Here is a 26,214-nt window from a genome sequence, read left to right as displayed (position 1 = left end):
ATGACCCAGCGATTTTCTTTCGACCTGAAAGCCACCGATGGCAAGGCCCGCACAGGCGTGATCAACACGCCGCGCGGTGAGGTGCGGACGCCGGCGTTCATGCCTGTGGGCACAGCCGCGACCGTCAAGGCGATGATGCCGGAAAGTGTGCGCGCCACGGGTGCCGATATTCTGTTGGGCAACACCTATCATCTGATGCTGCGCCCCACGGCCGAGCGGATTGATCGTTTGGGAGGCCTGCACAAATTCATGAACTGGGACCGCCCCATCCTGACGGATTCGGGCGGGTTTCAAGTGATGTCGCTGGCGGGTTTGCGTAAACTGACTGAGAAGGGCGTGACCTTTAAATCTCACGTCGATGGCTCGAAGCACGAATTGACGCCGGAGCGGTCGATGGAAATCCAACGCCTTTTGGGCTCGGACATCGTCATGTGCTTTGATGAATGCCCTGCGCTGCCCGCCGATCGCGACCGTATCGCCGAGTCCATGCGCCTTTCGATGCGGTGGGCCGCGCGGTCGCGCGAAGCGTTTGGAGACCGCCCCGGACATGCCCTGTTTGGGATCATGCAGGGCGGGCTGGAACAAGATCTTCGGGAAGAAAGTGCCGAGGCACTTAAGCAGGTCGGTTTTGAAGGCTACGCCGTCGGCGGCCTTGCCGTGGGTGAGGGGCAGGAGGCCATGTTCAGCTGCCTTGACTATGCGCCTGACTTCTTGCCCCAGGATAAACCGCGTTATCTGATGGGCGTAGGCAAGCCTGATGATATCGTAGGTGCCGTTGCACGCGGTATAGATATGATGGATTGCGTTCTACCTTCGCGGTCGGGTCGCACCGGGCAGGTGTTCACGCGTTACGGTGTGGTCAATATCAAGAACGCCCGCCATGCTGACGACCCACGCCCGCTGGATGAGAACTGCACATGCCCCGCGTGTTCAAGTTATTCTCGGGCCTACTTGCATCACGTGTTCCGCTCGAATGAGATGATCTCGGGCATGCTGCTGACTTGGCACAATCTGCATTACTTTCAGGAAATCATGCAGGGAATGCGGGACGCGATTTCACAGGGCACATTCGCAGAGTGGCAATCGCAATTCCACGCGCTTCGGGAGCAAGGCGATATTGAACCGCTGTAGATTGTGGCCATTGCGGTGACAAACGCGGTATTTTTTGCTATACTGTTCGCGCATTATTTACCATTTTCATTTGTTTTGTTCAGGAGGATTCAATGCCTCGCTTTATTGTTTCTATCGCAATCGTTCTTTGCGCATCGACATCTCTTGCGGATGTCTGGACCTTCGAAACCCCGTCCGAGAATATTCAGTGTGTCGTCGGGCAGGGGGCGAGTGTTTCGGACCTGTCTTGCACCATAATTGAGCGCAGCGGAGCGCCTGCGTTCCCGCGCCCGGCGGATTGCCAGTCGGACTGGGGACATGATTTTTTCATGACCAATACGGGCGCCGTCCGCATGCTGTGCCAACCAGTCAGCCATAACCGGGACGGATTTGACCGTGCAGACTACGGCGTAACCGGAGAGTTTGGCGGGTTCGTCTGCCATTCCTCGAAAAAGGGCTTGGAATGTAGAAACGAAGTCGGTCATGGCTTCTTTTTGTCGCGAGCTAAGCAGAGGGTGTTCTGATCCACGCTGGATGATTTGTTGCCCGTTTTAATGCTGGGTTCGCTAAAATCGGTGGATATGTCTGTCGGATGCCTTGAAGTCCCCAAATCATCGGGTCATGCTGCATCACGACAAATGACGATGAGGTTGAAATGGGGGAACAGGTGCCCCACCTTTATCGTCCAAGACAGGAGATGGCCAAAGGTTGCCTGAATCAGGGACCAGCGCCGTCTTGCCAATGATAAGGATAGAGCATGCAAGAGCCTCTGAATTCCTCATACCCCGTCCTGCCGCTGCGCGATATCGTGGTCTTCCCACACATGATCGTGCCGCTGTTCGTGGGCCGTGACAAATCGGTCCGCGCCCTGGAAGAGGTGATGCAGGATGACAAGCAAATTCTGTTGTCCAGCCAGATTGATCCTGGTGAGGATGATCCGGAAATCGACGGTATCTACCGTTCGGGCGTTCTGGCCAATGTACTGCAACTGTTGAAGCTGCCCGATGGCACCGTCAAGGTGCTGGTCGAGGGTCAGGCGCGTGTGCAGATCACGGAATTTCTTGAAAACGATCAGTTTTTCGAAGCCCGCGCCGAGTATCTTACCGAGATTCCAGGTGATGTAACCACCACCGAAGCACTGCTGCGCACCGTCGCGGACGAGTTCGAGCGCTATGCCAAAGTGCGCAAGAACATCCCCGAAGAAGCGCTGGCTGCTGTTGGTGAAACCACCGAGCCTGCAAAGTTGGCCGACCTTGTGTCGGGTCATCTGGGCATCGAGGTTGAACAGAAACAGGAACTGCTTGAGACGCTCTCGGTGAGCGAGCGGCTTGAGAAGGTCTATGGCCTGATGCAGGGCGAGATGTCGGTTCTGCAGGTCGAGAAAAAGATCAAGACCCGCGTCAAATCCCAGATGGAGAAGACGCAGCGCGAATACTATCTGAATGAGCAGATGAAAGCCATTCAGAAGGAGCTTGGCGATGGTGAGGACGGCAGCAACGAAGTTGCCGAACTGGAAGCCAAGATCAACGAGACCAAGCTGTCGAAAGAGGCGCGCGAAAAGGCCGAAGGTGAGCTGAAAAAGCTCAAGAACATGTCGCCCATGTCGGCTGAAGCGACCGTTGTGCGCAACTATCTGGACTGGATCCTGTCACTGCCGTGGGGCACCAAATCTCGCGTTAAAAAGGATCTGGGTCGCGCGCAGGACATTCTGGACGCCGATCACTATGGACTTGAGAAAGTCAAAGAGCGGATCGTCGAATATCTGGCGGTTCAACAGCGCTCGAAAAAGCTGAAAGGCCCGATCCTGTGCCTTGTTGGCCCTCCGGGTGTGGGTAAAACCTCGCTGGGTAAATCGGTCGCAAAAGCCACGGGGCGCGAATTCATTCGCATCTCGCTGGGTGGTGTGCGCGACGAATCTGAGATTCGTGGCCACCGTCGGACTTATATCGGGTCGATGCCCGGCAAGATCATTCAGGCGCTGAAGAAGGCGAAAACCACAAACCCTCTCATCCTGCTCGATGAAATCGACAAGATGGGGCAGGATTTCCGTGGCGATCCAGCCTCGGCGATGCTGGAGGTGTTGGACCCGGAACAGAACAACACGTTCATGGATCATTATCTTGAGGTCGAATATGACCTGTCCAACGTGATGTTCCTGACCACGTCTAACAGCTACAACATGCCTGGGCCTCTGCTAGACCGGATGGAGATCATCCCGCTGGCCGGTTACACCGAAGAGGAAAAGAGCGAGATCGCCAAGCAACACCTGATCGACAAACAGGTCAAAAACCATGGTCTGAAAGCCAAGGAGTTTGAGCTGACCGATGAGGCGCTGCAATCGATCATCCGCACCTATACCCGCGAGGCGGGTGTGCGGAACCTCGAACGCGAAATCGCCAAAGTGGCGCGGAAATCGTTGACCAAGATCATCAAGAAAGAGGCGGAGACCGTAAAGGTGACGCCCGACAATCTGGATGATTTTCTTGGAGTGCCCAAGTTCCGTTATGGCTTGGCTGAACAGGACGATCAGGTTGGTGTAGTCACTGGCTTGGCCTGGACTTCGGTCGGTGGTGATCTGCTGCATATCGAGGCTCTGAAACTGCCCGGAAAAGGGCGGATGAAGACCACTGGTAAGCTGGGCGATGTGATGAAGGAATCGATCGACGCGGCGTCGTCTTACGTCCGATCAATTTCGCCTCAGATCGGGGTTAAACCGCCGCAGTTCGACAAAATCGATATCCACGTGCACGTGCCCGATGGTGCGACGCCAAAGGATGGTCCGTCTGCGGGCTTGGCTATGGTGACGTCGATTGTTTCGGTCCTGACCGGTATTCCTGTGCGCAAGGACATCGCCATGACAGGCGAGGTTTCGCTGCGCGGCAACGCGATGCCGATTGGCGGGCTGAAAGAAAAACTGCTGGCTGCCCTGCGTGGCGGGATCAAGACCGTCTTCATTCCCGAAGAGAATGAGAAGGATCTGGCAGATATCCCCGACAACGTGAAAGAAGGGCTGGAGATCATCGCGGTCAAACACGTCTCGGAAGTACTGGAGCAAGCGTTGATACGTAAGCCCGAGTCAATTGAGTGGGATGAGGCCGCTGAAGAGGCCGCTGCCGCTGCCGCCAAGGCGGCCGAAGGGGCAGGACCGTCGGCAACAGCCCACTAAGCCTGAAACAGATTAATTAGAAAGGCGGGGTCATTCCCCGCCTTTTTTTGTTCAAAGTCCAATGACAGGTTTGGCCGGGTCCAGCACCTCTTCGTTTTCGATGTAAGCCTGGAATTTTTTGTCTGGCAGCGCCGAGCGTACGGCGAGCGCAAAAATCACCGCCGAAAATGCCGCACACAGCACAATGTCCCAACCAAACGGGATCTGCTTTTGCGCGCCTTCTCCAAACTGACCCATGTAGGAGATCAGCCCCAAACCACAGAAATAGGGCATCAGCCAAAGCGCCTCGGTCGCGTCCATTTCATCGAGCCGATTGTGAAAGCGGATCAGCAGCAGCGCCATGCCGATGAGCAGTGCAATTCCTAGCCTCCAGACCGTGTCCCATCCGCTCCAGTAGACGATCAGGGTTGAGATCGCGAAGGCCGTGAGCCCGACAAGTTTGACGGCGGGAATACGGATTGAGCGCGGGCGGTCAGGCATCAGATCGCGTAAGCACACCACGGCGATTGGGCCGACCGCGAATGAAAGCACAATGGCGGCCCCGTTCAGGGCGATTACGGTTGCGAACGGGACCGTCACTAAAAACAGAGTGCCAATCAGAAAGTTGAGAGCCAAGGCCCAAAGCGGTACTCCGAACGATGACAAGATCTGCAAACGTTTCGGCAGGAACCCGTTTTGCGACAGGGCCAGAGCGATACGAGCGTTCGATCCTGTTGCAACCAACCCATTGCCAAACGGGCCGATGACCGACCCGACGTTCAGCAAGCTGAGGAACCACAATATCCCGACGGACATTATGACGCCATCCAAGGGACCTTGTCCGCCAAAGTTGAGGCTTGCCCAACCATCGCGGATCATCGCGGGATCAAGCGCGCCGATAAAGGCCACCTGTAATCCAAGGTAGATCAAGGCACATAATACAATGGACAGAACCAGAGCGGCCGGGATGTCGAATTTTGGGTTTCGAACTTCTCCTGCCATATCAACAACATGCCGGAAACCTATAAAGGAAAAGATCACCCCACCGGTTGATACTGCGGCCATGATGCCTTTCAGGCCGTAGGGGGCGAAACCGTCAGGGGCGGAGAAATTCTGCACGTCAAAGCGGGTCGCGATCAACAACACGGACAATACTATCGGAATGGCAATCTTGGCCCAGGTCAGCGTTGCATTTACCTGTGCAAAAAATTTTACGCCCAGTGCGTTCACAGCGACGAACAGCAACATGAACAGCAAGGCGACCGAAACACCAGCGCCGGTCAGTTCGCCGGTATCTGCGGCGTGGAGCCATGACGCGTAGGGCGCGAGGTATTTAAGCATGGCTTCAACTTCGATCGGAGCGGTGGTGTTGTAGCCAATCCAGGCCGTCCATCCCATCGCCATCGACACGATGTTGCCGTGTGAGAACTGAGGGACGCGTGCGATTCCGCCTGGGATAGGTAACATCGCTGAAATCTCGGCGAATGTTATTGCCAGTATGAACATCGCAACGGCGCCAATAATCCAAGAAAGAACCGCGGCGGGGCCTGCGTGTTGCACGGCGAGTAGGGGGCCGAAAAGCCAGCCTGACCCAATGATTCCTCCAACCGAAATGAAGGTCAGGCCGACCAGGCCAATTTCCCGCTTCAGTTTCGCCATGTTATTTCTCGCCCAAAGAGGGGTGCCTTATTGGTGGCTATGACATCAGGATAAGCAGGCCACGGGAAACATGGCAAGTGCCACATATCATGCAGAAAATTCGTGAAAACGAGGTCTGCCCGATTCATCTTCTAAATCCTGCTGGGCGTGTTCTTCGAAACGCGATCGCTGGCAATAGGTATTTGAAGTGGAATCGACTCGGAACATGAGGCACGCTGGTCGTCTGTGCCAAGGTAGGAGAACCCAGGATGCCTCTGTACAATGATATGTTCGAGCTTTCGGTCGAAGATATGGATATAATCGAAGAGGCCATGCGTCATGCCATAGCTTCCAGATCGAATGTCCCTGTTGACGAGAGGGTAGAAGAAAGGGAAACCCGTGAAGACTTTGTGCGCAAGGCACACGACCTTCTGGGGCGTCTGCATGACCAAAAGGTTTTTTATCGTCCTAAATCCGGCGTGTATGTCGGAGGATGACAGCATTGTGCTCGCTGCGTTGAACCAAATGGCTCCAAAACGCTTCAACTATGCCGCATAAGCATTTGAATAATATGGTGGGTGATAAGAGATTTGAACTCCTGACATCTTCGATGTGAACGAAGCGCTCTACCACTGAGCTAATCACCCATAGCGGCGTTTGATACAGCGGCTTGTGTTTCGCCGCAAGTTCAAAGCATTCAAATTGCAGCGCGTCAGACGAAATTCGGTTTTCACACATTGCCCGCCAAGTCGGATAGATCGGAAAAAATCAGGTTCGAGCAAAAAACTTGAAAACGCCGCTTGACGATGCCGGGGTGTAGCCATAATACACCCCAACGTTCAGAGATGAACGGGCAGTGGGCGGTTGTAGCTCAGTTGGTTAGAGTACCGGCCTGTCACGCCGGGGGTCGCGGGTTCGAGCCCCGTCAACCGCGCCATCGCTGCCAGCCTTTGATCCGGGCAAACGGATCGCACATAGACCCTAAATGCGCGGTTGTAGCTCAGTTGGTTAGAGTACCGGCCTGTCACGCCGGGGGTCGCGGGTTCGAGCCCCGTCAACCGCGCCATTTCCTTCGATTTAGAAAGTCATACGCCCTTGTGGGCGTTTTTTTGTGCCGACATCTTACTGATCTTATGGTTTATTGCCTGCAAAACATCAGGGGCAAGCAGTGACCAGTCTAAATCGAGTCATCATGGCACGGCGCAGCCGGCAGTGGGTCCGCGGCCTGAAGCCGGAAACACTTGATGTCATTGAGATTTCTGGTTCGTGGGGTAAGCAATTTGGATTTTGCAGCTATGAACAGATTTGGCATAAGCAACATGATATCTGCACCGGACCCGTTCTGAACAAACAACAGCAGGTGCGAAAGGTCGATCTGGTTTTGGCCAATCAGGTGTGGGAGCACTTGGATCGCCCGGTTGAAGCCACGCTGAACGTGCTAGAGATGCTAAGACCCGGAGGGTATTTCTGGCTGGCCGTCCCGTTCTTCATTCCGTTTCACGCTGCTCCGCATGACTGTTCGCGCTGGTCTGCGCGCGGATTGAAAAACCTGCTCACTGAGTGTGGGTTCGACCCGGATCTCATCCGGGCCGAACAGTGGGGCAATCGGCACGCCGCTTTGCGCAATCTCGAACTTGAATGGCCTCCTGTTTATGACCCTGAGACAGACAATTTGGAGACCGATCCCGATTTTCCAATCTGCGCATGGGCTCTGGCTAAGAAAACCAGTGCTTAAGCCGAGTGTCGAAAAATCGCCTGTTCTTACTTTGTTCTAATTTTTTGGTTGGAGACTCAGCCGCTCTCGCCTATCTCTGAGTGACGTTGGTTGTTGGGGGCCTGAATGGGTGAGCTGAAGAATATCGAGGTGCGCGGTGCGCGCGAGCATAACCTCAAGAGCATTGATGTCGACATCCCACGGGATCAGCTGGTGGTGATCACTGGCCTGTCGGGCTCGGGAAAGTCTTCTTTGGCATTTGATACGATCTATGCCGAAGGGCAGCGCCGCTATGTCGAAAGCCTGTCGGCCTATGCGCGCCAGTTCCTCGATATGATGGAGAAGCCCGATGTGGATCACATCAGCGGACTAAGCCCCGCGATTTCGATCGAGCAGAAGACGACCTCAAAAAACCCGCGTTCGACCGTGGGCACCGTAACCGAGATCTACGACTATCTGCGCTTGCTCTTTGCCCGTGCTGGTACGCCTTACAGCCCGGCCACAGGATTGCCAATTGAGGCGCAGCAGGTGCAGGACATGGTCGACCGGATCATGACGATGGAGGAGGGCACGCGCGGCTATCTGCTGGCCCCCATCGTTCGTGATCGGAAGGGTGAATATCGGAAAGAATTCCTTGAGCTGCGCAAGCAGGGTTTTCAGCGCGTCAAGGTAGATGGTGAGTTCTATGAATTGGATGAGCCGCCGACACTGGACAAGAAGTTCCGCCACGATATCGACGTCGTTGTCGATCGTCTGGTGGTACGAGAAGGCATGGAAACACGCCTGGCCGACAGCCTAAGGACCGCACTGGATCTGGCGGACGGGATCGCAATCCTCGAAACCGCACCGAAGGAGGGCGACCCGGAACGGATCACATTCAGTGAGAATTTTGCTTGCCCGGTCAGTGGGTTCACCATCCCCGAGATCGAGCCGCGCCTGTTCTCATTCAACGCGCCCTTTGGGGCTTGCCCCGATTGCGACGGGCTTGGGGTCGAACTGTTCTTTGATGAACGTCTGGTCGTGCCGGACCAGACATTGAAACTCTATGACGGGGCGCTTGCGCCCTGGCGGAAGGGTAAATCACCGTATTTTCTGCAAACGATCGAAGCTATCGCGCGACATTACGAGTTTGACAAGAACACTCCCTGGAAGGACTTGCCCAAGAAAGTCCAGCAGGTGTTTCTGCGCGGGTCTGGTGATGAAGAGATCCAGTTCCGTTATGATGAAGGTGGCCGCGTCTATCAGGTTACCCGAAGCTTTGAAGGCGTCATCCCCAACATGGAGCGCCGCTATCGCGAGACGGACAGCGCCTGGATTCGCGAAGAATTCGAGCGCTATCAAAACAACCGACCCTGCGGCACATGCAAAGGCTACCGTCTGCGTGCTGAGGCGCTGGCCGTCAAGATCGCGGGTTTGCACGTCGGGCAGGTCGTCGAAATGTCGATCCGCGAGGCGCTGGCCTGGGTTGAGGATGCCCCAAATCATCTGAGCGCACAAAAGAACGAGATCGCGCGCGCAATTCTCAAGGAAATTCGCGAGCGGTTGGGTTTTTTGAATAATGTTGGATTAGAATATCTTACGATGTCTCGTTCAAGTGGCACCCTGTCCGGAGGTGAAAGTCAGCGTATCCGTCTGGCGAGCCAGATCGGCTCGGGCCTGACCGGGGTATTGTATGTGCTCGACGAGCCATCGATTGGTCTGCACCAACGCGACAATGATCGTCTGCTGGGAACGCTTAAGAATTTGCGTGACCAGGGCAACACGGTCATCGTCGTTGAACATGACGAAGAGGCGATTCGCGAGGCGGATTATGTGTTTGATATCGGTCCCGGTGCAGGAGTGCATGGGGGACAGGTGGTCAGCCACGGTACGCCCGAGCATATCGCCGGCGATGCGGCCTCGATCACCGGTCAATATCTTTCGGGCACACGCGAGATCCCGGTGCCGGTTGAGCGGCGAAAGGGTAAGAAGCAGAAAGTGACCGTTGTTAAGGCGACGGGAAACAACCTCAAGAACGTTACGGCCGAATTTCCGCTGGGAAAATTTGTTTGTGTGACCGGTGTGTCTGGCGGTGGAAAATCGACGCTGACGATTGAGACTTTGTTCAAAACCGCCTCGATGCGGTTGAACGGCGCTCGCCAGACACCGGCGCCCTGTGAAACGATCAAAGGGCTAGAGCATCTGGACAAGGTGATCGACATAGATCAGCGACCCATTGGCCGGACTCCACGTTCAAATCCAGCGACTTACACCGGGGCTTTCACCCCGATCCGAGACTGGTTTGCCGGGTTGCCAGAAGCCAAAGCGCGTGGATACAAGCCCGGGCGGTTCAGCTTTAACGTCAAAGGCGGCCGGTGCGAAGCGTGTCAGGGTGATGGCGTCATCAAGATCGAGATGCACTTTCTGCCTGATGTTTATGTCACCTGCGAAACCTGCAAAGGCGCGCGATACAACCGTGAGACGCTTGAGATCAAATTCAAGGGTAAGTCCATCGCGGATGTACTTGATATGACAGTGGAAGATGCGCAGGAGTTTTTTAAAGCGGTGCCATCGATCCGTGACAAGATGGATGCCTTGGCTCGCGTTGGGCTCGGCTACATCAAAGTTGGTCAACAGGCGACCACGCTCTCCGGTGGTGAGGCGCAGCGTGTAAAGCTCTCTAAAGAACTGAGCAAGCGATCAACGGGTCGAACGCTGTATATTCTGGACGAACCCACAACGGGTCTGCATTTCGAGGACGTGCGTAAGCTGTTGGAAGTCCTGCACGAACTGGTCGACCAAGGAAATACGGTTGTTGTCATCGAACATAATCTCGATGTCGTAAAAACCGCCGACTGGATAATCGACATTGGCCCGGAAGGTGGCGATGGCGGAGGTCAGATTGTGGCCGAGGGTACGCCCGAAGACGTCGCTGAATGTGAGCTTAGCCACACTGGGCGTTATCTGAAGCCAATGCTGGATGGGCAAGCCGTAGCTGCCGAATAGGAACAGAGCGAGAGAAGAAAATGCTGCGAATTTTCTTCTCTGGTGCTTCGTAGAGCGCTGCGTTCTGAGGTTGTTCAGTCTCTGGACCGCTTCTCAAATCGCGGTAACATGGCGCTGAAATCGCGACCCAAGCCATTTTCTTGTTCGACAAACTGTTCATATAGCTTTGTCGCAACCTGTCCCATGGGCGTATCAGCGTCCGCACTCTCAGCAGCCTGTTGGCTGAGACGTAGATCTTTCAACATCAGCTCGGCGGCGAAACCGGGGGTATAGTCATTGTCGGATGGGCTTTCGGGTCCAACGCCGGGGGCAGGGCAATAGGCGTTCATTGTCCAGCTGTACCCTGAGGACGTGCTGACGACATCGAACATCTTTTGTCGATCCAATCCCAGTTTATCAGCAAGCGCAAATGCCTCGCAGGTCGCGATCATCGTCACGCCGAGGATCATGTTGTTGCAGATTTTGGCGGCCTGACCCGCGCCAGCTTCACCGCAGTGAACCGCTTTTTGCCCCATGATTTCAAATAACGGAGCCGCCTTGGCAAAAGCTGCGTGAGATCCACCGGCCATAAAGGTCAAAGTGCCTGCAGCGGCCCCACCAATCCCGCCGGATACAGGTGCATCGACTGATAGCAGACCAGCCTGAGCAGCTTGCTGCGCCACCGCGCGGGCGCTGTCGACATCGACCGTAGAGCAGTCAATCAGAACCGCGCCGTCTTGCATTTCAGGGACAACTTCATCGGCCACAGCGCGCAGAATTTGCCCGTTGGGAAGCATGGTGATAACCACGTCGGCTTCCGCAGCTGCGGCAGCGCCGGAAGACGCCATGGCCACGCCTTCAACGGCGACATCAACTTGATCAAATCCGATCACGTCATGACCCGCGCGCGCCAGATTGGCAGCCATCGGGCCGCCCATATTGCCAAGCCCTATGAATGCGATTTTCATCCCTTACTCCTCTGAAAAGCTTAGTGCATCCGCACCGAGCGGTTGCAGCATCTTGGACACCGCGACTGCAGGCACATCCAAATCAGCAAACTGCCATTTCGGGTTGCGATCCTTGTCGATGATCTGGGCGCGAATGCCTTCCAGAAAATCGCCATGCTCCATCGCGCGATAAGTAAACCGGTACTCCAGATCCAGCGCTTTTTGCAATGTCAGGCCGGTTCCGCGCAGCCGATGCAACATCTCGACAGCACAAGCCATGGAGATAGGAGAGTTTCGCTGCAGGGTGCCGAGAATTTTCGTCGAAAATTCTGTGTCATCGTTGCGCAAGCTGTTCAGGATATCGCCAAGGCTTTCTCCGCTGAATAGCCTGTCGATCTCGCCCTGCATTTCAGCCAAGGGGCTATCCGGTGCGCGCACTGCATGCTCATCCACCAGTTCCGCCCGTCCGGAGGCTTCCAACTGGTCTATCAGCCCCGCCCAATGCTCTTGTGGAATGAAATGGTCGGCAAACCCGGCATAGATCGCATCTCCGGGCCCCATGCGGTGGCCGGTGGTGCCCAGATACTCGCCCAATCGCCCCGGCGCCAGCGCCAACATCAGCGATCCGCCCACATCAGGAACCAGCCCGATTGAGCATTCCGGCATCGCGATCTTTGAGCTTTCTCCAACCACTCGATGGCTGCCATGGCACCCGATGCCAACCCCGCCACCCATGGTGAAACCTTGCAGGAAGCTGATCACTGGTTTTGAGTACTCAAAAATTAAGGCATTCAGGCGGTATTCGTCGCGCCAAAACGTTTGGCCATAAGCATAGTCCGCCTTGGTGCCGGTCGCATAAAGCTCGGCAATATCTCCGCCAGCGCAAAAGGCTTTGTCGCCTTCGGCATCGAGAATGATCAGATCGACTTGATCATCCTCACGCCAGTTGCGCAGAGCGGTATCGATGGCCATGCACATCTCATAGCTAAGGGCGTTCAGGGCGTGTGGACGTGTCAGCGTTATGCGCCCGGCACGGCCTGCGGTGCGAATGTCAATATCGGACATCAAAGACCTCAGCGATTGGAGAGCATCTGGCGCGCAACGATCACGCGCATGATCTCGTTCGTGCCTTCCAGTATTTGGTGCACGCGCAGATCCCGCACCAGTTTCTCGATGCCATAATCAGCCAGATAGCCGTATCCACCGTGCAATTGCAGACACTGATCCACGACTTTCGATCCGGTTTCGGTTACGAACTTCTTGGCCATCGCGCAGAATTTTGTGGCGTCCGGTGCGCCTTGATCAAGTTTCCACGCTGCCTGACGCAGGAAGGTGCGCGCCGCCTGTAGCTCAATCTCCATATCTGCCAGTCGGAACTGCAGCGCCTGAAACTGATCGATCGATTGTCCAAAGGCCTTGCGCTCGGACATATACTGCAACGTCATGTCCAGACCGTTCTGAGCTGCCCCCAGCGAGCAGGAGGCGATGTTCAGACGGCCACCGTCCAGCCCCATCATCGCGTATTTGAAACCGTCGCCTTCAGCTCCGACCAGATTGCCGGATGGAATTTTGCAATCGTCAAACTGAACTTGCGCGGTTGGCTGGCTTTTCCAACCCATTTTCTGTTCCAGACCACCGAAACTCAGGCCCGGCGTGCCGTCTTCGACATAGACGGTAGAGATCCCCCTAGGGCCGTCTTCACCCGTGCGCACCATGCAGACATAGGCATCCGAATAGCCGCCGCCGGAAATGAACGCTTTTGTGCCGTTGAGCGTGAAGCCTTCATTGGTCCGTTCAGCGCGCGTTTTCAGCGCCGCAGCGTCCGATCCCGTTCCGGGTTCAGTCAGGCAGTAGCTGAGGACGGTTTCGAGGCTGAGGATACTTGGCATAATGCGGGACTTCAGATCGTCACTGCCAAAGCTGTCCAGCATTTTGGCGCACATGTTGTGAATCGACAGGAACGCCGCGACCGAGGGACAGGCCATCGATAGCGCTTCGAACACCAGTGTCGCACCCAATCGCGTCAAACCCGAACCACCAGCCTCTTCCGAGACATAAAGTCCACCAAATCCTAGTTCGCCGATTTTGGGCCAAAGCTCTTTGGGGATGGTTCCGTCTGCTTCCCACTGACGCGCGAAGGGGGCGATGTGGTCTTGGCCAAAGGCGTAGGCCATGTCGAAAATGGCCGTTTGTTCTTCGGTCAGCGCGAAATCCATGACGTGTGCTTCCTGATGGCTATAGAATTGAACGAGCGTTTTATTCTTCAATCCTTACAGAAATTTTTCAATGACGGCAAACCCGGCGATTTAGGGGATTTCTGGACGGTGAGGTATACTGCGGGAATTCTGCTTTCTTGATCATTACGGAGTATTCTTATGTCGTCACACAAGCTTGCTGTTATCGCGATTCACGGCATGGGCAGCCAGTACAATCCTCAGAACCAGCCCCCATCCACGACCCCAACGTTTTCCAAAGGGCTTAAACGACGCGTTTCGAACCGGGTCGGCGCGGATATGGATGATGTGATCTGGCACGAGGTGGTCTGGGCACAGATCCTGCAAGGGCGGCAAAAGGCATATCTGCGCAAGGTCAACCGCAGCCTTGGATACGACAAGCTGCGCGAGTTTGTAGTGTGCAATCTGTCGGATGCTGCTTCTTACCGACCAACTCCGGATGATGGCGATAAGATCTATGAGGCGATCCACAAGAAAATCGAGAATGTGATGGGGGTCGTCAAATACCAGGTCGGACCACAGGGGCCTGTACTGATCCTGGCGCATTCGCTGGGTGGGCACATAATGTCGAACTATATTTATGACATGCAAAGACATCTGCGTCAGGGTGGTTCACCGGTTCATCCGACAGATGTTGAAAACATGAAAACCGTTGCTGGCCTCGTGACGTTTGGGTGCAATATTCCGATTTTTCTGTTCGCATATCCCGAGAATGAGATTTTTCCGATCATGGCCCCGAACCGCGCGCTGCCGCCTGCGTTGCAGTTTTCGACCTGGTGGCGAAACTACTATGACAAGCATGATGTTTTGGGTTTTCCTTTGGGCAAAAGCGCGCCAAGCTATGAACAGCTCGCTCAAAGTGGGGCCTTGAAGGATAAGCCGATCAATGCGGGCAAAATCTTTACGTCGTGGAACCCGCTTTCGCATAACGGATACTGGACGGATCGCGATTTGTATGAACCCGTAGCGGACCGGATCAAGGAGATTTTGGCGGCGGTTTGACTTTATAGGTCGGCGTGAAATTCCTCGATCAGGTGCTTGACCACCGCCATGCCCGGATCATCCCCGCGCGCTAAAGCTTCAGCGTAAACACGGCGTTGGCGGGTGGCGGAGGTGCCATTTTCTGCGATCTGCCGAAGTCGGGCGAGTTCGGTCATGGTGCCCAATGCCTCGGTGTCTTCGGCCAACATGCCCATCAGCTCTCCGATTAGTTCAGCCATCGGCTTGATTGAGCGATCACCGAAATCGATCAGACCTTCGCCCACACCGTAGCGCTGCGCGCGCCAACGGTTTTCGCCGATCAGAAACTTATCATATTGCCTCCAACGAAGATTGCGGTCTTTCAGGCGGCACAGCATCCGCGTCAGCGCCTGCACTAGCGCTGCAAGCGAAAGCGTATGTTCAAGCCTTGGCTGTACGTCCATGATGCGTGTTTCTAGGGTGGGGAACCGGTGAGATGGACGTAGGTCCCACCAGATTTTAGAGGTGTCCTCGATCACGCCGAGTTCGACCAGCACGCCGGTGGTGCGTTCGTATTCGCCCCAACTGCTGAACACCGGGGGCAGACCGGTCCGGGGCAGATTGTCGAACACGGTGAGCCTATAGGAGGAAAGCCCGGTGTCTTCGCCGTTCCAATAAGGAGATGAGGTCGACAACGCCAGCAGATGGGGCAGAAAGTAAGAAAGCTGGGGGACCAGGTCGGCGCGCAAGGCTTGATCTTCGACGCCCACATGCACATGCATTCCGCAGATCAGCATCCGCCGCGCCACGCCGCCCAAAGCATGCTGCAGGGCGTCATAGCGTTCTTTCCGTGTATGGTGCTGGTCTTTCCAGTTCGCAAACGGGTGGCAAGAGACCGCGATCGGAGCCAGATTATACTCGGACGCACGTTTTGATACACAAGAACGCAGGCGCTTTAGATCTTCGCGCGCCGATCTGATCGTAGCATGTGGGCGGGTCCCGACTTCGATCTGGCACTGCAGAAATTCCGGGCTGACCTGGCCTTCGAAATCTGCCTGACAAGCTTCCATCAATGCTGCGGGCGCCTCGGCGAGCTGCAGACTGTCTTGATCGACCAGCAGGTATTCCTCTTCAATGCCGATCGTAAATTCCTGCTGCATGGCGGCCCTCGTTGGTCAATTCACGTTAGTGAATACGGAAATTAGCGTTTTGCCAAGGGTTTGACCTGTCGGTTCTTGCAGAGGTCCTGCGTGCACAGGTAAAGAGCGGGCGCAACGCAATGTGGAGCCGTCCTCGTGAAACCCAGAAAATTTCCGCAGATCAATGCCGCCCTGGATGAGTTGGGCGTCAAGCTGATCGACAAGGTTACAGAACAGGATGAACGGGCGCGGCTCGAAGCGTTCGAACGGGCAGGGGGATTGAACAGGCCTGCCTATGCCCTGTCGCCGGGAATAGACGGATTCGATATCGCGCAACTTGTCGAAGAGTATACGCGCCATGCCGATGCGCTTGCAGCTTTGAAGGACCCGGCGCGAAACCAGACTGGGTATCACACCGGCAATGGATATTACGATAGCCCGGATGCGGATGCGCTTTACCTGATGATCCGCCGCTTTCAGCCCAAGCGCGTGATCGAGGTCGGCTGCGGGAACTCTACTCGCGTGACGCGGCAGGCGATCATAGATGGTGGTTTGGATACGACGATCACGGCAATTGATCCGTACCCGCGCGCAGATATCGCCCATGTCGTCGATCAGTTTGAGCAGAAGCGACTGGAAGAAGTAGATCCCGCGCTGTTCGATCAGCTTGAGGCTGGGGATGTTCTGTTCATCGATTCAAGCCATGTGGTTCGGATGAGCAACGATGTCGCCCATCTATTCTGTCGGATCATTCCGGCGCTGAAACCCGGCGTTGTCATTCATGTCCACGATGTTTTTCTGCCTTATGAATATCCCAAACGGTTCTTCTATGACTGCCCAGGATGGGGTGAGCAGTACATGTTGCACGCCTTGCTGCAATCCGGTTTCTATTCAATGCTTTGGCCCGGATATTACCTGCAGCAGGATCGCCCCGACGCCGTCGCAGCGCTGCCGTTTCTAGAAGAGGGCCGTGCGCAGAGCATCTGGGTTCAGCTCAAAGAAAATTGAATTCTGTGTGATCCGCTTCGAACCCAGGCCCGTAACCCTTTCCATAACAAGCTGGAGAGGAGTTAACAGCCATGTTCCGCCGCACATTCATGGGCGCTGCCACCGCATTTGCACTTGCACTGCCCGTCAAGGCGCAGGCCGCTGATATCGTAGATACCGCAGTTGCTGCCGGGTCATTCAACACCCTGGTTGCTGCCGTTCAGGCCGCGGGCCTGGTTGATACGCTGAAAGGCGATGGGCCCTTCACCGTCTTTGCACCCACGGATGAGGCTTTTGCAGCTCTGCCTGAAGGCACTGTTGAAACCCTACTTCTGCCAGAAAACAAGGACCAGTTGGTGTCGATCCTGACCTACCATGTCGTGCCAGCCAAAGTGATGTCCGGCGACATTGCAGGAAAGCGCGCGAAGGTTCTGACTGTGCAAGGCGACCGACTAAGCGTGAACGCAAAAAATGGCGTGAAAGTTAATGGTGCCAAAGTTGTGCAGGCCGACATCGAAGCCAGCAATGGCGTCATCCACGTTGTCGACGAAGTGATCATTCCTGAATAAATCTACCACCTTCACGAAAACAAAAGCCCCGTTCCTGATGGACGGGGCTTTTTTGTGTTTCGTGTAGAAACTCACCGTTTAGACCAAACGTACCTGAGTACCGACCTTTACCAGCGGATACAGCTCTTCAACGTGCTGGTTATAGAGACCAATACAGCCGGACGAGCTCTGACGTCCAATCTTGCGGGTATCATAGGTGCCGTGAACCAGGTAGGCAGGCCAGCCAAGATACATAGCGCGAGTTCCCAATGGGTTTCCAGGTTCACCACCCTCCATGCGAATTGGCAACGAGGGATCGCGCTCGCGCATTGATGGGGTTGGTGTCCAGCTTGGGTTCTCCGCCTTGCGAGTGACTTTGGTATAGCCGCGCTTGGTCAGCTCTTCGCTCATCGGGACAGAACTGGGGTACAGCTTGTAGGTTCCATCCGGCCCCCAGTAATGAACAGCCCGGCTGGTGATATCGGCCAACAATGCGCCGACGCCCAACTCGTCAAAGTGATCCTGCCAATTCTGCTGCGAGAACGATGAAATGTTACGACGTACTGGAAGCTGCGTGCTGATTGCTTCCTCGGTCTGTGGGAAAGCATCAGTGCTTTGAGCACGCACGATAGCAGGGGCCGCGATCAGCGATGCAGCGCCCAAAAGCGCGTGACGACGGGTAAAACGATTTTGGGACAAGGTTGCCTCCAGGAAGTTATGAGCTGCTCGGATAGTTGAATTACCGATAAAATATTAGTGATTGCCTGCTTTTTCCAGAGGGCGACCTCTGAATTTCTTGTGAGGTACGCGATCAGGCAGCAACTGGCGCATGCACGAAAAAACCCGACCCATGTAGGGCCGGGTTTCCTGATTTGAAAGCTGAATGATCAGTCCATCGCTTTGAAGTTGAACTCGCCACCTTCCTTGATGCCCGACGGCCAGCGCGATGTCACTGTTTTGGTGCGTGTGTAGAACTTGAAGCTGTCCGGACCGTGCTGGTTCAGGTCGCCGAACATCGATTTCTTCCAGCCGCCAAAAGTGTGGTAGGCCAGCGGAACCGGGATCGGAACGTTGATGCCGACCATGCCGATGTTCACACGGCTGGCAAAGTCACGCGCCGTATCACCGTCGCGGGTGAAGATCGCAGTGCCGTTGCCGTATTCATGATCCATCGCCAGTTTCAGCGCCTCTTCGTAGGAACCTGCGCGTACGGTCGACAGGACCGGGCCAAAGATCTCTTGCTTGTAGATATCCATCTCGGGTGTGACGTTGTCGAACAGGTGCGGGCCGACAAAGAAGCCATCCTCATAGCCCTGCAGGCTGAAGTCGCGGTTGTCGACAACCAGCTTCGCGCCCTGCTCAACGCCCGAGTTGATCAGGCCAAGGATACGCTCTTTCGCGGCAGCAGTAACAACCGGACCCATGTCTACGTCGTCGCCCGCTGTGTAGGGACCGACTTTCAGCTTCTCTACTCGAGGGATCAGTTTTTCGATCAGTGCGTCTGCGGTTTCTTCGCCCACAGGCACGGCCACCGAGATTGCCATGCAGCGTTCGCCAGCCGCACCGAAACCTGCACCGACCAGCGCATCAGCAGCCTGATCCAGATCAGCGTCAGGCATAACGATCATGTGGTTCTTGGCACCACCGAAACACTGCGCCCGTTTGCCGTTGGCGGTTGCACGAGCATAGATGTATTGCGCAATCGGAGTTGAACCCACGAACGACACGCCCTGAATGATTTCGCTGTCCAGCAGGGTGTCCACGGCCTCTTTGTCACCGTTTACGACTTGGAACACGCCCTTGGGCAGACCAGCTTCGACAAACAGCTCTGCCAGCATCAATGGAACAGAGGGGTCGCGCTCGGACGGCTTTAGAACAACTGCGTTGCCGCAGGCCAGTGCCGGGCCAACGTGCCAAAGCGGCATCATTGCGGGGAAGTTGAATGGCATGATCGAAGCGACCACGCCCAGCGGCTGACGCATCGAATACATATCGATGCCCGGGCCCGCGCTGTCGGTGAACTCACCTTTCAGCATCTGGGGCGCGCCGATGCAGTACTCGATCACTTCCAGACCACGCTGCAAGTCACCCTTCGCATCGGGAATGGTCTTGCCATGTTCCCGGCTGAGAGCCTCGGCCAGCTTGTCCATGTCGCGGTTCATCAAGCCAACCATCGCCATCATAACGCGCGCGCGCTTCTGCGGGTTGGTTGCGCCCCAAGCGACCTGAGCTGCTGCAGCGTCTTCGATCGCAGCGGTGGTCTCGGCGACACTGGCCATCGGGCATTGGTACTGCACTTCACCCGTTGCTGGGTTGAATACATTGTCAAAGCGGCCAGATGTGCCAGCGACATTTTCGCCGTTGATGAAATGGGTCAGGTTCTGCATTGCAAACTCCTCCGGATTAAGTTGCGCGAAGAATAGACTTGCGAAAATCACCTGAACAGAGGCAATATTTCAAATCAGTTTTGCAAAAATGCAAAGGATAGAACATGACGCCGAATTGGGATGATTTGCGGGTTTTCCTGGCGGTCGCGCGCGATGAAAGCCTTTCGGGTGCGGGGCGGGTTCTCAAGATCGACCCGGCGACAGTCGGGCGCAGAATCGCGCGGCTCGAAGCGGCATTGGACGCGGTGTTGTTCACGAAATCACAGCAGGGCTATGTGTTGACGACTGCAGGACAACGCCTGATGGAGCATGGGCTGCAGGCGGAAGAAGCTATGCGCGCAGCGACTGGTGTCATGTCAGGCTCTGCCAAATCGCTAAGCGGTCAGATCCGAATTGGTGCCCCGGATGGTAGTGCCAATTACCTGTTGCCACAGGTCTGCGCCAAGATCAGCGATGCCAATCCTGATCTCGACATTCAGATCCTGGCGTTGCCGCGCATCATCAACCTATCCCGTCGAGAGGCCGACATGGCGGTAACAGTCAGTGCGCCCACCGCAGGGAAACTGCTGGTGCAGAAGATATCCGACTATCGGCTGCATATGGTCGCAACGAAGGAATACCTGAGTCGTCACGCCGAAATTCGATCCATCGAGGATCTAAAAGGGCATCGGATGATAGGCTATATTCCGGACATGATCTTCGACCGCGAGCTGGACTATCTCAACGACATTGGTGTTGAACGTGTCGCGCTTGCATCAAACTCTGTTTCCGTTCAGCTGCGACAAGTTTCGCTGGGAACAGGGGTCTGCGTGGCACATGATTTCACATTGCCGTTCCATCGTGGATTGCAGAAAATCCTGACGGATCAGGTCAGTCTGACCCGGGGCTTTTATCTGGTCCGCCATCAGGGCGATCAGCGCAATGAGCGGTTGAACCGCTTTGCCGAGGCGTTGACGCGCGGAATACGGGACGAAGTAGCGCGGCTTGAGCGCGAAGCTTCACCTTGACACATTCACACATTCCGGCAACGCTTTGGAAAACAGTACGTAATTCCGGAGGTTTTCGCTTATGCTTGTACAGGCCATTCTCAAATCAAAGGCCAGCGGCGGTGTGGAGACGGTCGAGCCAACGGCATCCGTTTCTCAGGCTGCCGAGATTCTTGCGGAAAAGCGGATTGGTACTGTGGTCATTTCCGAGGATGGGGGGCAGACGGCAGCGGGTATTTTATCCGAACGAGACATTGTTCGCGAGTTGGCTGCCAGCGGCAGTGGGTGCCTAGATAAACCCGTTAGCAACTATATGACCAAGCAACTTGTGACCGCCAGCCAGCAGGATACTGTTGAGTCTATCCTGTCCCAGATGACCGAAGGACGATTTCGCCACATGCCTGTATTGGAAGATGGCAAACTGGTCGGCATCGTTACGCTGGGTGATGCGGTGAAGGCGCAACTGGCTGAACTTGCTATGGAAAAAGACGCGCTTGAAGGCATGATCATGGGGCACTGAACGCGGGGGCTGTTTCAGCCTCTTGCACCTGCGGCAAAGTTATGTTTGCTTGCGCAGAAATATTGTTGCGCTGGAGAGCCCAATGCGGGTTGGATTATATCCCGGTACTTTCGACCCTATCACCATGGGTCATATAGACATTATTCGCCGCGCGGCTGCGCTGGTGGATAAGCTCGTCATTGGTGTTGCTATCAACCGGGACAAGGGCCCGCTGTTTTCTTTGGAAGAGCGTGTCGCGATGATCGAGGCCGAATGCGCCCATCTGACCGAGCAGACCGGCACCGAGATTGTCGCGCATCCGTTTGAAAACCTGCTGATCGATTGCGCCCGCGATGTAGGCGCTCAGATCATCGTGCGCGGACTGCGTGCGGTTGCGGATTTCGAGTATGAATTCCAGATGGTTGGGATGAACCGAGCGTTGGACGACTCGATTGAGACCGTGTTCTTGATGGCAGAGGCACGGCATCAAGCCATTGCGTCGAAACTGGTCAAAGAAATCGCCAGATTGAACGGGGACGTGTCAAAATTCGTCACGCCCCGCGTCAATTCCGCCTTGAAAGAGCGGTTAGGATAGCGCGCCCATCGCGGCGGCAGTGTCCAGCATTCGGTTCGAGAAGCCCCATTCGTTGTCGTACCATGCAAGCACACGAACCAATGTGCCGTCAGTTACTTTGGTTTCAGCCAGTGAAACCGTCGAGCTATGCGAGTCGTGGTTGAAATCGATCGAGATCAAGGGGCGATTCTCGGCCGCCAGCACACCGGGGATTTTGGCGGCGGCTTCTACAAAGAGGGCATTGACCTCTTCTTCGGTCGTCGGTCGCGAAACCTCAGCAACCAGATCAACGACTGAGACATTGGGCGTGGGGACACGAATGGCTTGCCCGGTCAACTTACCAGCAAGCTGCGGCAGAACCAGACCAACAGCCGATGCCGCGCCAGTTGTCGTCGGAATCATCGACAGCGCTGCTGCGCGCGACAGGTAGGGGTCTTTACCCGCAGTGTCGTGAACCGGTTGGCTGGCCGTGTATGCATGAACTGTGGTCATGTTGCCGTGTTTGATGCCCAGTCCTGCGTCCAAAGCCGCCGCGACCGGCGACAGGCAGTTGGTGGTGCAGGAGGCATTGGAAACAACGATATCGTCGGCGGTTAGCTCATGATCGTTCACGCCGAACACGACTGTCTTCACGCCGCCGTCGCCACGGGCAGGGGCCGAGATCAATACTTTCTTTGATCCGTTTTTCAGGTGCCGCTCAGCTGCTTCACGGGTCCGGAAAACACCGGTGCATTCCAGAACCACATCCACATCAGACCAGTCCAGTGCTTCGGGATCACGCTCGCTGGTCAGCCGGATGGGCCCAGCACCCACGTCCAGACCTGCATCAGTCAGAGTTACGGGATTGGAATAGCGTCCATGCACACTGTCGAACTCGAACAGATGTGCGTTCATTTCGGGCTTTGCCAGATCGTTGATTGCGATGATTTCAACATCAGTACGTCCGGATTCCATGACGGCCCGAAGAACGCCGCGCCCGATCCGTCCAAATCCATTGATTGCCAGCTTGAGTGTCATAATGCGCTCCGTCAGAACATGGTCCATAGATGGTTAGCGCTAACAAAGCCAGATTGGCGCGAAAGTCAAGAAAAACCTCTGTCAGCGCCAGAAGGCGAGCCAATCCAGGAAATCGTAGAGCTTCTTGCCCAGGAACAGCAGGTGTTCGGTGCCGAATAGTGCCACGTCCAGCATCAGACCGCCCAGAATTAGGATTCCAAGCCAGATGGCGATTTGATTTGTCATTTCTGCGCCCTGAACGTAAATGCCCGCTCAGATAACCTGAGCGGGCATAAAGGTACAAGCGATGTGCGAAGGGTCAGTTAAGGCGGCCCATCGCGACGGCGACATCCGCCATACGCACCGAGAATCCCCATTCGTTGTCATACCACGCCAGCACGCGTACCATACGGTTGTCGACCACACGGGTCTGATCCGGCGCGAAGATCGAGCTTTCTTCGGTATGGTTAAAATCGGTCGAGACCAGCGGAGCGGGCTCATAGCCCAGAACGCGCTGCATCGGGCCTTTCGCTGCCTCTTCGACGATGGCGTTAACTTCTTCGACAGTGACGTCGCGCGAGGCGCGGAATGATAGATCAACGGCCGAGACGTTTGGAGTGGGCACGCGGATCGCCGAGCCGTCCAGGCGCCCTTTGAGGTTCGGCAGAACCTCTCCCAGTGCTGCAGCGGCGCCAGTGGACGTCGGGATCATCGACATGGCGGCAGCGCGGGCGCGATACAGATCGCTGTGGCGACGGTCCAGCGTCGGTTGGTCGCCGGTATAGGCGTGAATCGTGGTCATGATGCCATGCTCGATGCCGATACCTTCGTCCAGAACTTTGGCAAGCGGAGCAAGGCAGTTGGTGGTGCAAGAACCGTTCGACACCATGTTGTCGTTTGCAGTCAGGCTGTTGTGGTTCACACCAAATACGATGGTCTTGTCGACATTCTTGCCAGGGGCCGATAGCAGAACCTTGCCTGCGCCGCGCTCAAGATGGGTTTTAGCCTTCAGGCCGTCGTTGAATTTACCGGTGCATTCCAGAACGACATCGCAGCCTTCCCAGTCCAGCTCGTTCATATCGTAGGTCGAGAACATCTCCATCGGGCCGCGACCCAGATCCATGGTGTTGCCTTCGACCGAGACGTCGCGTGGGAAACGTCCATGGATGCTGTCGTATTTCAACAGATGCGCGGAGGTTTCCAGCGGGCCGGTGGCGTTGACCTTGATCACTTCGATGTCGTTGCGCGCCGATGCGGCGATGTGCGACAGAGTACAGCGGCCGATGCGGCCAAAACCATTGATACCGACCTTGATGGTCATCCGACGTCTCCAAAAATGCGCTTGCGTTGCAGGCCATATAGCCGCGAATATTGAATCTCAAAAGGGCAAAAATGGCATATTTTTAAGGTGTTAGCGCAAACCTGCGCCGATTGCGCTAACGCTTGCGCTAGCCGTTGGATCAGGTAGGGTCCGATCGAACAGATGAATGGAAAGGAAGCGCGATGAGTGGTCTGTTGGCCCTGTTGGACGACGTGGCGGGCATTGCAAAGGTCGCGGCGGCTTCGGTGGACGATGTGGTGGCCGCTGCCGGCAAGGCTGGGGCCAAGACTGCGGGTGTGATCATTGACGATGCGGCCGTGACGCCCAAATACGTTCAGGGTTTTGCCCCGGCGCGGGAACTGCCGATCATCTGGCGCATCGCGCGCGGATCGATTTTCAACAAGATCATTCTGTTGTTGCCAGTGGCATTGCTACTAGCCAATTTTGCGCCTTGGTTGATCACACCGCTGCTTATGCTCGGTGGTTCATATCTGTGTTTTGAAGGGGCCGAAAAGATTTTTCATGTCCTGTTCCCACACGGAAGCCACGCGATCGAAGAGGATATGAAAAATCCTGATCCTGGCCATCTGGAAGAAAAGAAGGTGAAGGGTGCGATCAAGACTGACTTTATCCTGTCTGCCGAAATCATGACCATCGCTTTGGCGGCCATTGAAGCGCCGAATGTGTGGATGCAAGCCGCGACGCTGGCCGTGGTGGGCGTTGGGGTCACCGTCGCCGTTTATGGCTCGGTCGCTCTGATCGTGAAAATGGATGATGTCGGGCTGTTCCTGGCGCAAAACGCTCCGACGCCGATAGGGCGTGGAACGGGAAGGGGCCTAGTCAAAGCGATGCCCGTTGTTATGAAAGTTCTGTCTATCGTTGGTACTGCTGCGATGCTGTGGGTCGGCGGGTCGATCATGATCCACGGTATGGAGGTCCTGGGCTTTGGCTGGCTGGGCCATCACATTTACGACTGGGCAAATGCTGCGAGTCATGCTGTGTCTGAACAATGGGCAGGCGCGGTAAAATGGATCGCGAAGGCGACAATGGATGGTGTATTCGGTCTGGCCTATGGGCTGGCGCTGATACCGGTGGCAACCAAGCTGCTGTCCCCCGCGATCAGCGCGATTTCGGGATCTGCGAATAAACACTGAAATCAGGATCATGTGACGTGAGGTTTCATCTGGCACAACGGTAAGAGCGGGGTAAGTTCCATTCGAAGCATACCCGGTGTGAGATCGATGACTAAACTCAGCCTTTCCCAAGTCCTTGCCAGTTCAGATCGGTTGAACGGGATGCTGCAGTTTCCGGTGCCGCCAAACTGGATGCAAGGCCGCACAACATATGGCGGCTTCTCGTCTGCCTTGCTGCTGGCTGCTGCGAGAAATGCGGTCGATGTTCTGCCGCCATTACGCTCGGCCCTGATCAATTTTACCGCGCCCATCGGTTCACCTCCGCTGATCGAAACCGAGGTGCTTCGCAATGGGCGGAATGTCACAACGATCAATACACGAGCAAGGATTGAGGGGAATACAGCCGCGCTTGGGACATTTACGTTTGGCAAGGCACAGGAAAGCCATGTGGCGTTCGAACATCCGGCTAAGGCAGAGATACAGCCAGAGATCACAGAACACTATTTCCCGCCAGATTTGCCAAAACTTCCCATCGCATTTCTTGCGAACTTCGACGTTCGGTTGATCGACGGGGCGCGGCCATTTGCTGGTGCAGAGCGTGGCTATGTGAAGGTTTGGGCGCGCCATAATGATGCCGACATGCGCGATAGGATCGAAGGGTTGATCGCAATTGCGGACCTATTGCCACCGGCCATATTCCCGACATTGAAGAAGCCGGGAAACAACTCGTCAATGAACTGGATTTTCAACGTGCTGTCCGAGGATATTCATACTCGCGATGGATGGTGGTTGATGGAACATCAATCGACAGCTGGACATGACGGCTACAGCTCTCAGGTCATGCGGATGTGGAACACCGATGGTGATCTAATTGTCGATGGTATGCAGTCAGTAGTAATTTTCGTCTAACAAAAAAGGCCCCGGTTTTAACC

The 26,214-nt window shown here is 55.6% G+C and carries 24 protein-coding genes and 3 tRNA genes; 16 read left to right on the top strand and 11 right to left on the bottom strand.

Features of this window, described 5'->3' with window-relative positions:
- The 3 genes from tgt to lon all read left to right on the top strand — a co-directional run bounded on the left by tgt (position 1) and on the right by lon (position 4,276).
- A complete protein-coding gene (gene tgt / locus ACR0MP_RS05970) occupies positions 1 to 1,131 on the top strand; it encodes a tRNA guanosine(34) transglycosylase Tgt (RefSeq protein ID WP_170596111.1) in 1,131 nt (376 codons plus the stop codon).
- Positions 1,132 to 1,223: 92 nt separating this feature from the next.
- The gene (locus tag ACR0MP_RS05965) at positions 1,224 to 1,634 is read left to right on the top strand and encodes a DUF6636 domain-containing protein (protein ID WP_170405494.1); all 411 of its coding nucleotides are present in this window, start codon (positions 1,224 to 1,226) and stop codon (positions 1,632 to 1,634) included.
- Positions 1,635 to 1,867: 233 nt separating this feature from the next.
- On the top strand, positions 1,868 to 4,276 hold the full coding sequence (lon, locus tag ACR0MP_RS05960; RefSeq protein ID WP_480885968.1) for an endopeptidase La: 2,409 nt from the start codon (positions 1,868 to 1,870) through the stop codon (positions 4,274 to 4,276).
- A 51-nt stretch (positions 4,277 to 4,327) separates the two neighbouring features.
- Here lon and ACR0MP_RS05955 read toward each other — a convergent pair whose 3' ends face one another.
- Entirely contained in the window at positions 4,328 to 5,914 is a 1,587-nt protein-coding gene (locus tag ACR0MP_RS05955; RefSeq protein WP_480885966.1) for an APC family permease, read from the bottom strand.
- A gap of 248 nt (positions 5,915 to 6,162) precedes the next feature.
- On the opposite strand from ACR0MP_RS05955, the gene ACR0MP_RS05950 reads away from it, so the two are divergent.
- Entirely contained in the window at positions 6,163 to 6,390 is a 228-nt protein-coding gene (locus tag ACR0MP_RS05950) for a hypothetical protein (RefSeq protein ID WP_170405503.1), read from the top strand.
- A gap of 75 nt (positions 6,391 to 6,465) precedes the next feature.
- Here the strand turns inward: ACR0MP_RS05950 and ACR0MP_RS05945 are convergent.
- Positions 6,466 to 6,540 (bottom strand) — tRNA-Val (locus ACR0MP_RS05945).
- A gap of 213 nt (positions 6,541 to 6,753) precedes the next feature.
- Between ACR0MP_RS05945 and ACR0MP_RS05940 the strand changes: the two genes are divergently transcribed.
- From ACR0MP_RS05940 to uvrA, 4 genes are all read left to right on the top strand, one after another.
- Positions 6,754 to 6,830, top strand: a tRNA-Asp gene (locus ACR0MP_RS05940).
- Between the two features lie 52 nt (positions 6,831 to 6,882).
- A tRNA-Asp gene (locus ACR0MP_RS05935) sits at positions 6,883 to 6,959 on the top strand.
- A 126-nt stretch (positions 6,960 to 7,085) separates the two neighbouring features.
- Positions 7,086 to 7,628: a methyltransferase domain-containing protein gene (locus tag ACR0MP_RS05930; RefSeq protein ID WP_480885964.1), complete on the top strand. Its 543-nt coding sequence runs from the start codon at positions 7,086 to 7,088 to the stop codon at positions 7,626 to 7,628.
- Between the two features lie 105 nt (positions 7,629 to 7,733).
- Positions 7,734 to 10,592 (top strand): excinuclease ABC subunit UvrA, encoded by a 2,859-nt coding sequence (uvrA, locus tag ACR0MP_RS05925; protein WP_480885962.1) that lies wholly within the window; start codon positions 7,734 to 7,736, stop codon positions 10,590 to 10,592.
- Between the two features lie 74 nt (positions 10,593 to 10,666).
- Here the strand turns inward: uvrA and mmsB are convergent, their stop codons facing one another.
- The 3 genes from mmsB to ACR0MP_RS05910 are packed head-to-tail and all read right to left on the bottom strand — an operon-like array spanning position 10,667 to position 13,734.
- The gene (gene mmsB, locus ACR0MP_RS05920; protein WP_170405509.1) at positions 10,667 to 11,539 is read right to left on the bottom strand and encodes a 3-hydroxyisobutyrate dehydrogenase; all 873 of its coding nucleotides are present in this window, start codon (positions 11,537 to 11,539) and stop codon (positions 10,667 to 10,669) included.
- A gap of 3 nt (positions 11,540 to 11,542) precedes the next feature.
- Positions 11,543 to 12,583 (bottom strand): enoyl-CoA hydratase/isomerase family protein, encoded by a 1,041-nt coding sequence (locus ACR0MP_RS05915; protein ID WP_170405512.1) that lies wholly within the window; start codon positions 12,581 to 12,583, stop codon positions 11,543 to 11,545.
- Positions 12,584 to 12,591: 8 nt separating this feature from the next.
- Positions 12,592 to 13,734, bottom strand: a complete 1,143-nt coding sequence (locus ACR0MP_RS05910; RefSeq protein WP_480885959.1) for an acyl-CoA dehydrogenase family protein — start codon at positions 13,732 to 13,734, stop codon at positions 12,592 to 12,594.
- A gap of 159 nt (positions 13,735 to 13,893) precedes the next feature.
- On the opposite strand from ACR0MP_RS05910, the gene ACR0MP_RS05905 reads away from it, so the two are divergent.
- The gene (locus tag ACR0MP_RS05905) at positions 13,894 to 14,754 is read left to right on the top strand and encodes a hypothetical protein (RefSeq protein WP_170393198.1); all 861 of its coding nucleotides are present in this window, start codon (positions 13,894 to 13,896) and stop codon (positions 14,752 to 14,754) included.
- Positions 14,755 to 14,756: 2 nt separating this feature from the next.
- On the opposite strand, the gene ACR0MP_RS05900 is transcribed toward ACR0MP_RS05905, so the two are convergent.
- The gene (locus ACR0MP_RS05900; RefSeq protein WP_170393197.1) at positions 14,757 to 15,872 is read right to left on the bottom strand and encodes a carboxylate-amine ligase; all 1,116 of its coding nucleotides are present in this window, start codon (positions 15,870 to 15,872) and stop codon (positions 14,757 to 14,759) included.
- Between the two features lie 135 nt (positions 15,873 to 16,007).
- On the opposite strand from ACR0MP_RS05900, the gene ACR0MP_RS05895 reads away from it, so the two are divergent.
- Positions 16,008 to 16,859, top strand: coding sequence for a class I SAM-dependent methyltransferase (locus tag ACR0MP_RS05895; protein ID WP_170735124.1), 852 nt, complete (start codon positions 16,008 to 16,010; stop codon positions 16,857 to 16,859).
- A gap of 71 nt (positions 16,860 to 16,930) precedes the next feature.
- Positions 16,931 to 17,407 carry a fasciclin domain-containing protein gene (locus ACR0MP_RS05890; protein WP_480885957.1) on the top strand — a complete coding sequence of 159 codons (477 nt, stop codon included), beginning with the start codon at positions 16,931 to 16,933 and terminating at the stop codon, positions 17,405 to 17,407.
- A gap of 78 nt (positions 17,408 to 17,485) precedes the next feature.
- On the opposite strand, the gene ACR0MP_RS05885 is transcribed toward ACR0MP_RS05890, so the two are convergent.
- Together ACR0MP_RS05885 and ACR0MP_RS05880 are read right to left on the bottom strand one after the other, a co-directional pair.
- Positions 17,486 to 18,085 (bottom strand): L,D-transpeptidase, encoded by a 600-nt coding sequence (locus tag ACR0MP_RS05885; RefSeq protein ID WP_170610467.1) that lies wholly within the window; start codon positions 18,083 to 18,085, stop codon positions 17,486 to 17,488.
- A 188-nt stretch (positions 18,086 to 18,273) separates the two neighbouring features.
- Complete coding sequence (locus ACR0MP_RS05880) at positions 18,274 to 19,773, bottom strand: CoA-acylating methylmalonate-semialdehyde dehydrogenase (protein ID WP_170405524.1); 1,500 nt, start codon at positions 19,771 to 19,773, stop codon at positions 18,274 to 18,276.
- Positions 19,774 to 19,877: 104 nt separating this feature from the next.
- Here ACR0MP_RS05880 and ACR0MP_RS05875 point away from each other — a divergent pair, with 104 nt between their 5' ends.
- The 3 genes from ACR0MP_RS05875 (at position 19,878) to coaD (ending at position 21,853) form a co-directional block, all read left to right on the top strand.
- Positions 19,878 to 20,780 (top strand): LysR family transcriptional regulator, encoded by a 903-nt coding sequence (locus ACR0MP_RS05875; RefSeq protein ID WP_170405527.1) that lies wholly within the window; start codon positions 19,878 to 19,880, stop codon positions 20,778 to 20,780.
- A 61-nt stretch (positions 20,781 to 20,841) separates the two neighbouring features.
- Entirely contained in the window at positions 20,842 to 21,279 is a 438-nt protein-coding gene (locus tag ACR0MP_RS05870; protein WP_170405529.1) for a CBS domain-containing protein, read from the top strand.
- A gap of 82 nt (positions 21,280 to 21,361) precedes the next feature.
- A complete protein-coding gene (gene coaD / locus ACR0MP_RS05865) occupies positions 21,362 to 21,853 on the top strand; it encodes a pantetheine-phosphate adenylyltransferase (protein ID WP_170393190.1) in 492 nt (163 codons plus the stop codon).
- Here coaD and gap (ACR0MP_RS05860) read toward each other — a convergent pair.
- From gap (ACR0MP_RS05860) to gap (ACR0MP_RS05850), 3 genes are all read right to left on the bottom strand, one after another.
- The gene (gene gap / locus ACR0MP_RS05860; protein ID WP_170393189.1) at positions 21,845 to 22,849 is read right to left on the bottom strand and encodes a type I glyceraldehyde-3-phosphate dehydrogenase; all 1,005 of its coding nucleotides are present in this window, start codon (positions 22,847 to 22,849) and stop codon (positions 21,845 to 21,847) included. The two genes, coaD and gap (ACR0MP_RS05860), sit on opposite strands and share 9 nt — an antisense overlap.
- A gap of 81 nt (positions 22,850 to 22,930) precedes the next feature.
- Positions 22,931 to 23,074 (bottom strand): hypothetical protein, encoded by a 144-nt coding sequence (locus ACR0MP_RS05855; RefSeq protein ID WP_010439846.1) that lies wholly within the window; start codon positions 23,072 to 23,074, stop codon positions 22,931 to 22,933.
- A 73-nt stretch (positions 23,075 to 23,147) separates the two neighbouring features.
- Entirely contained in the window at positions 23,148 to 24,149 is a 1,002-nt protein-coding gene (gap, locus tag ACR0MP_RS05850; protein ID WP_170393188.1) for a type I glyceraldehyde-3-phosphate dehydrogenase, read from the bottom strand.
- Between the two features lie 182 nt (positions 24,150 to 24,331).
- Here gap (ACR0MP_RS05850) and ACR0MP_RS05845 point away from each other — a divergent pair, with 182 nt between their 5' ends.
- Together ACR0MP_RS05845 and ACR0MP_RS05840 are read left to right on the top strand one after the other, a co-directional pair.
- Positions 24,332 to 25,303 carry a DUF808 domain-containing protein gene (locus ACR0MP_RS05845; protein WP_170405532.1) on the top strand — a complete coding sequence of 324 codons (972 nt, stop codon included), beginning with the start codon at positions 24,332 to 24,334 and terminating at the stop codon, positions 25,301 to 25,303.
- An 87-nt stretch (positions 25,304 to 25,390) separates the two neighbouring features.
- Positions 25,391 to 26,191: a thioesterase family protein gene (locus ACR0MP_RS05840; RefSeq protein ID WP_480885954.1), complete on the top strand. Its 801-nt coding sequence runs from the start codon at positions 25,391 to 25,393 to the stop codon at positions 26,189 to 26,191.
- Positions 26,192 to 26,214: the final 23 nt, after the last annotated feature.

Source organism: Ruegeria sp. K3 (genome assembly GCF_056531845.1).
Note: the sequence above shows the minus strand (reverse complement) of the source record. Positions and strands in the feature narration are given on the sequence as shown.

Bases quoted from the DNA above. Each gene is read 5' to 3' on its own strand.
- tgt (WP_170596111.1), top strand. From the start codon at position 1: ATGACCCAGCGATTTTCTTTCGACCTGAAAGCCACCGATGGCAAGGCC.
- ACR0MP_RS05965 (WP_170405494.1), top strand. From the start codon at position 1,224: ATGCCTCGCTTTATTGTTTCTATCGCAATCGTTCTTTGCGCATCGACA.
- lon (WP_480885968.1), top strand. From the start codon at position 1,868: ATGCAAGAGCCTCTGAATTCCTCATACCCCGTCCTGCCGCTGCGCGAT.
- ACR0MP_RS05955 (WP_480885966.1), bottom strand. From the start codon at position 5,914: ATGGCGAAACTGAAGCGGGAAATTGGCCTGGTCGGCCTGACCTTCATT.
- ACR0MP_RS05950 (WP_170405503.1), top strand. From the start codon at position 6,163: ATGCCTCTGTACAATGATATGTTCGAGCTTTCGGTCGAAGATATGGAT.
- ACR0MP_RS05930 (WP_480885964.1), top strand. From the start codon at position 7,086: ATGGCACGGCGCAGCCGGCAGTGGGTCCGCGGCCTGAAGCCGGAAACA.
- uvrA (WP_480885962.1), top strand. From the start codon at position 7,734: ATGGGTGAGCTGAAGAATATCGAGGTGCGCGGTGCGCGCGAGCATAAC.
- mmsB (WP_170405509.1), bottom strand. From the start codon at position 11,539: ATGAAAATCGCATTCATAGGGCTTGGCAATATGGGCGGCCCGATGGCT.
- ACR0MP_RS05915 (WP_170405512.1), bottom strand. From the start codon at position 12,583: ATGTCCGATATTGACATTCGCACCGCAGGCCGTGCCGGGCGCATAACG.
- ACR0MP_RS05910 (WP_480885959.1), bottom strand. From the start codon at position 13,734: ATGGATTTCGCGCTGACCGAAGAACAAACGGCCATTTTCGACATGGCC.
- ACR0MP_RS05905 (WP_170393198.1), top strand. From the start codon at position 13,894: ATGTCGTCACACAAGCTTGCTGTTATCGCGATTCACGGCATGGGCAGC.
- ACR0MP_RS05900 (WP_170393197.1), bottom strand. From the start codon at position 15,872: ATGCAGCAGGAATTTACGATCGGCATTGAAGAGGAATACCTGCTGGTC.
- ACR0MP_RS05890 (WP_480885957.1), top strand. From the start codon at position 16,931: ATGTTCCGCCGCACATTCATGGGCGCTGCCACCGCATTTGCACTTGCA.
- ACR0MP_RS05880 (WP_170405524.1), bottom strand. From the start codon at position 19,773: ATGCAGAACCTGACCCATTTCATCAACGGCGAAAATGTCGCTGGCACA.
- ACR0MP_RS05875 (WP_170405527.1), top strand. From the start codon at position 19,878: ATGACGCCGAATTGGGATGATTTGCGGGTTTTCCTGGCGGTCGCGCGC.
- ACR0MP_RS05870 (WP_170405529.1), top strand. From the start codon at position 20,842: ATGCTTGTACAGGCCATTCTCAAATCAAAGGCCAGCGGCGGTGTGGAG.
- coaD (WP_170393190.1), top strand. From the start codon at position 21,362: ATGCGGGTTGGATTATATCCCGGTACTTTCGACCCTATCACCATGGGT.
- gap (WP_170393189.1), bottom strand. From the start codon at position 22,849: ATGACACTCAAGCTGGCAATCAATGGATTTGGACGGATCGGGCGCGGC.
- ACR0MP_RS05855 (WP_010439846.1), bottom strand. From the start codon at position 23,074: ATGACAAATCAAATCGCCATCTGGCTTGGAATCCTAATTCTGGGCGGT.
- gap (WP_170393188.1), bottom strand. From the start codon at position 24,149: ATGACCATCAAGGTCGGTATCAATGGTTTTGGCCGCATCGGCCGCTGT.
- ACR0MP_RS05845 (WP_170405532.1), top strand. From the start codon at position 24,332: ATGAGTGGTCTGTTGGCCCTGTTGGACGACGTGGCGGGCATTGCAAAG.
- ACR0MP_RS05840 (WP_480885954.1), top strand. From the start codon at position 25,391: ATGACTAAACTCAGCCTTTCCCAAGTCCTTGCCAGTTCAGATCGGTTG.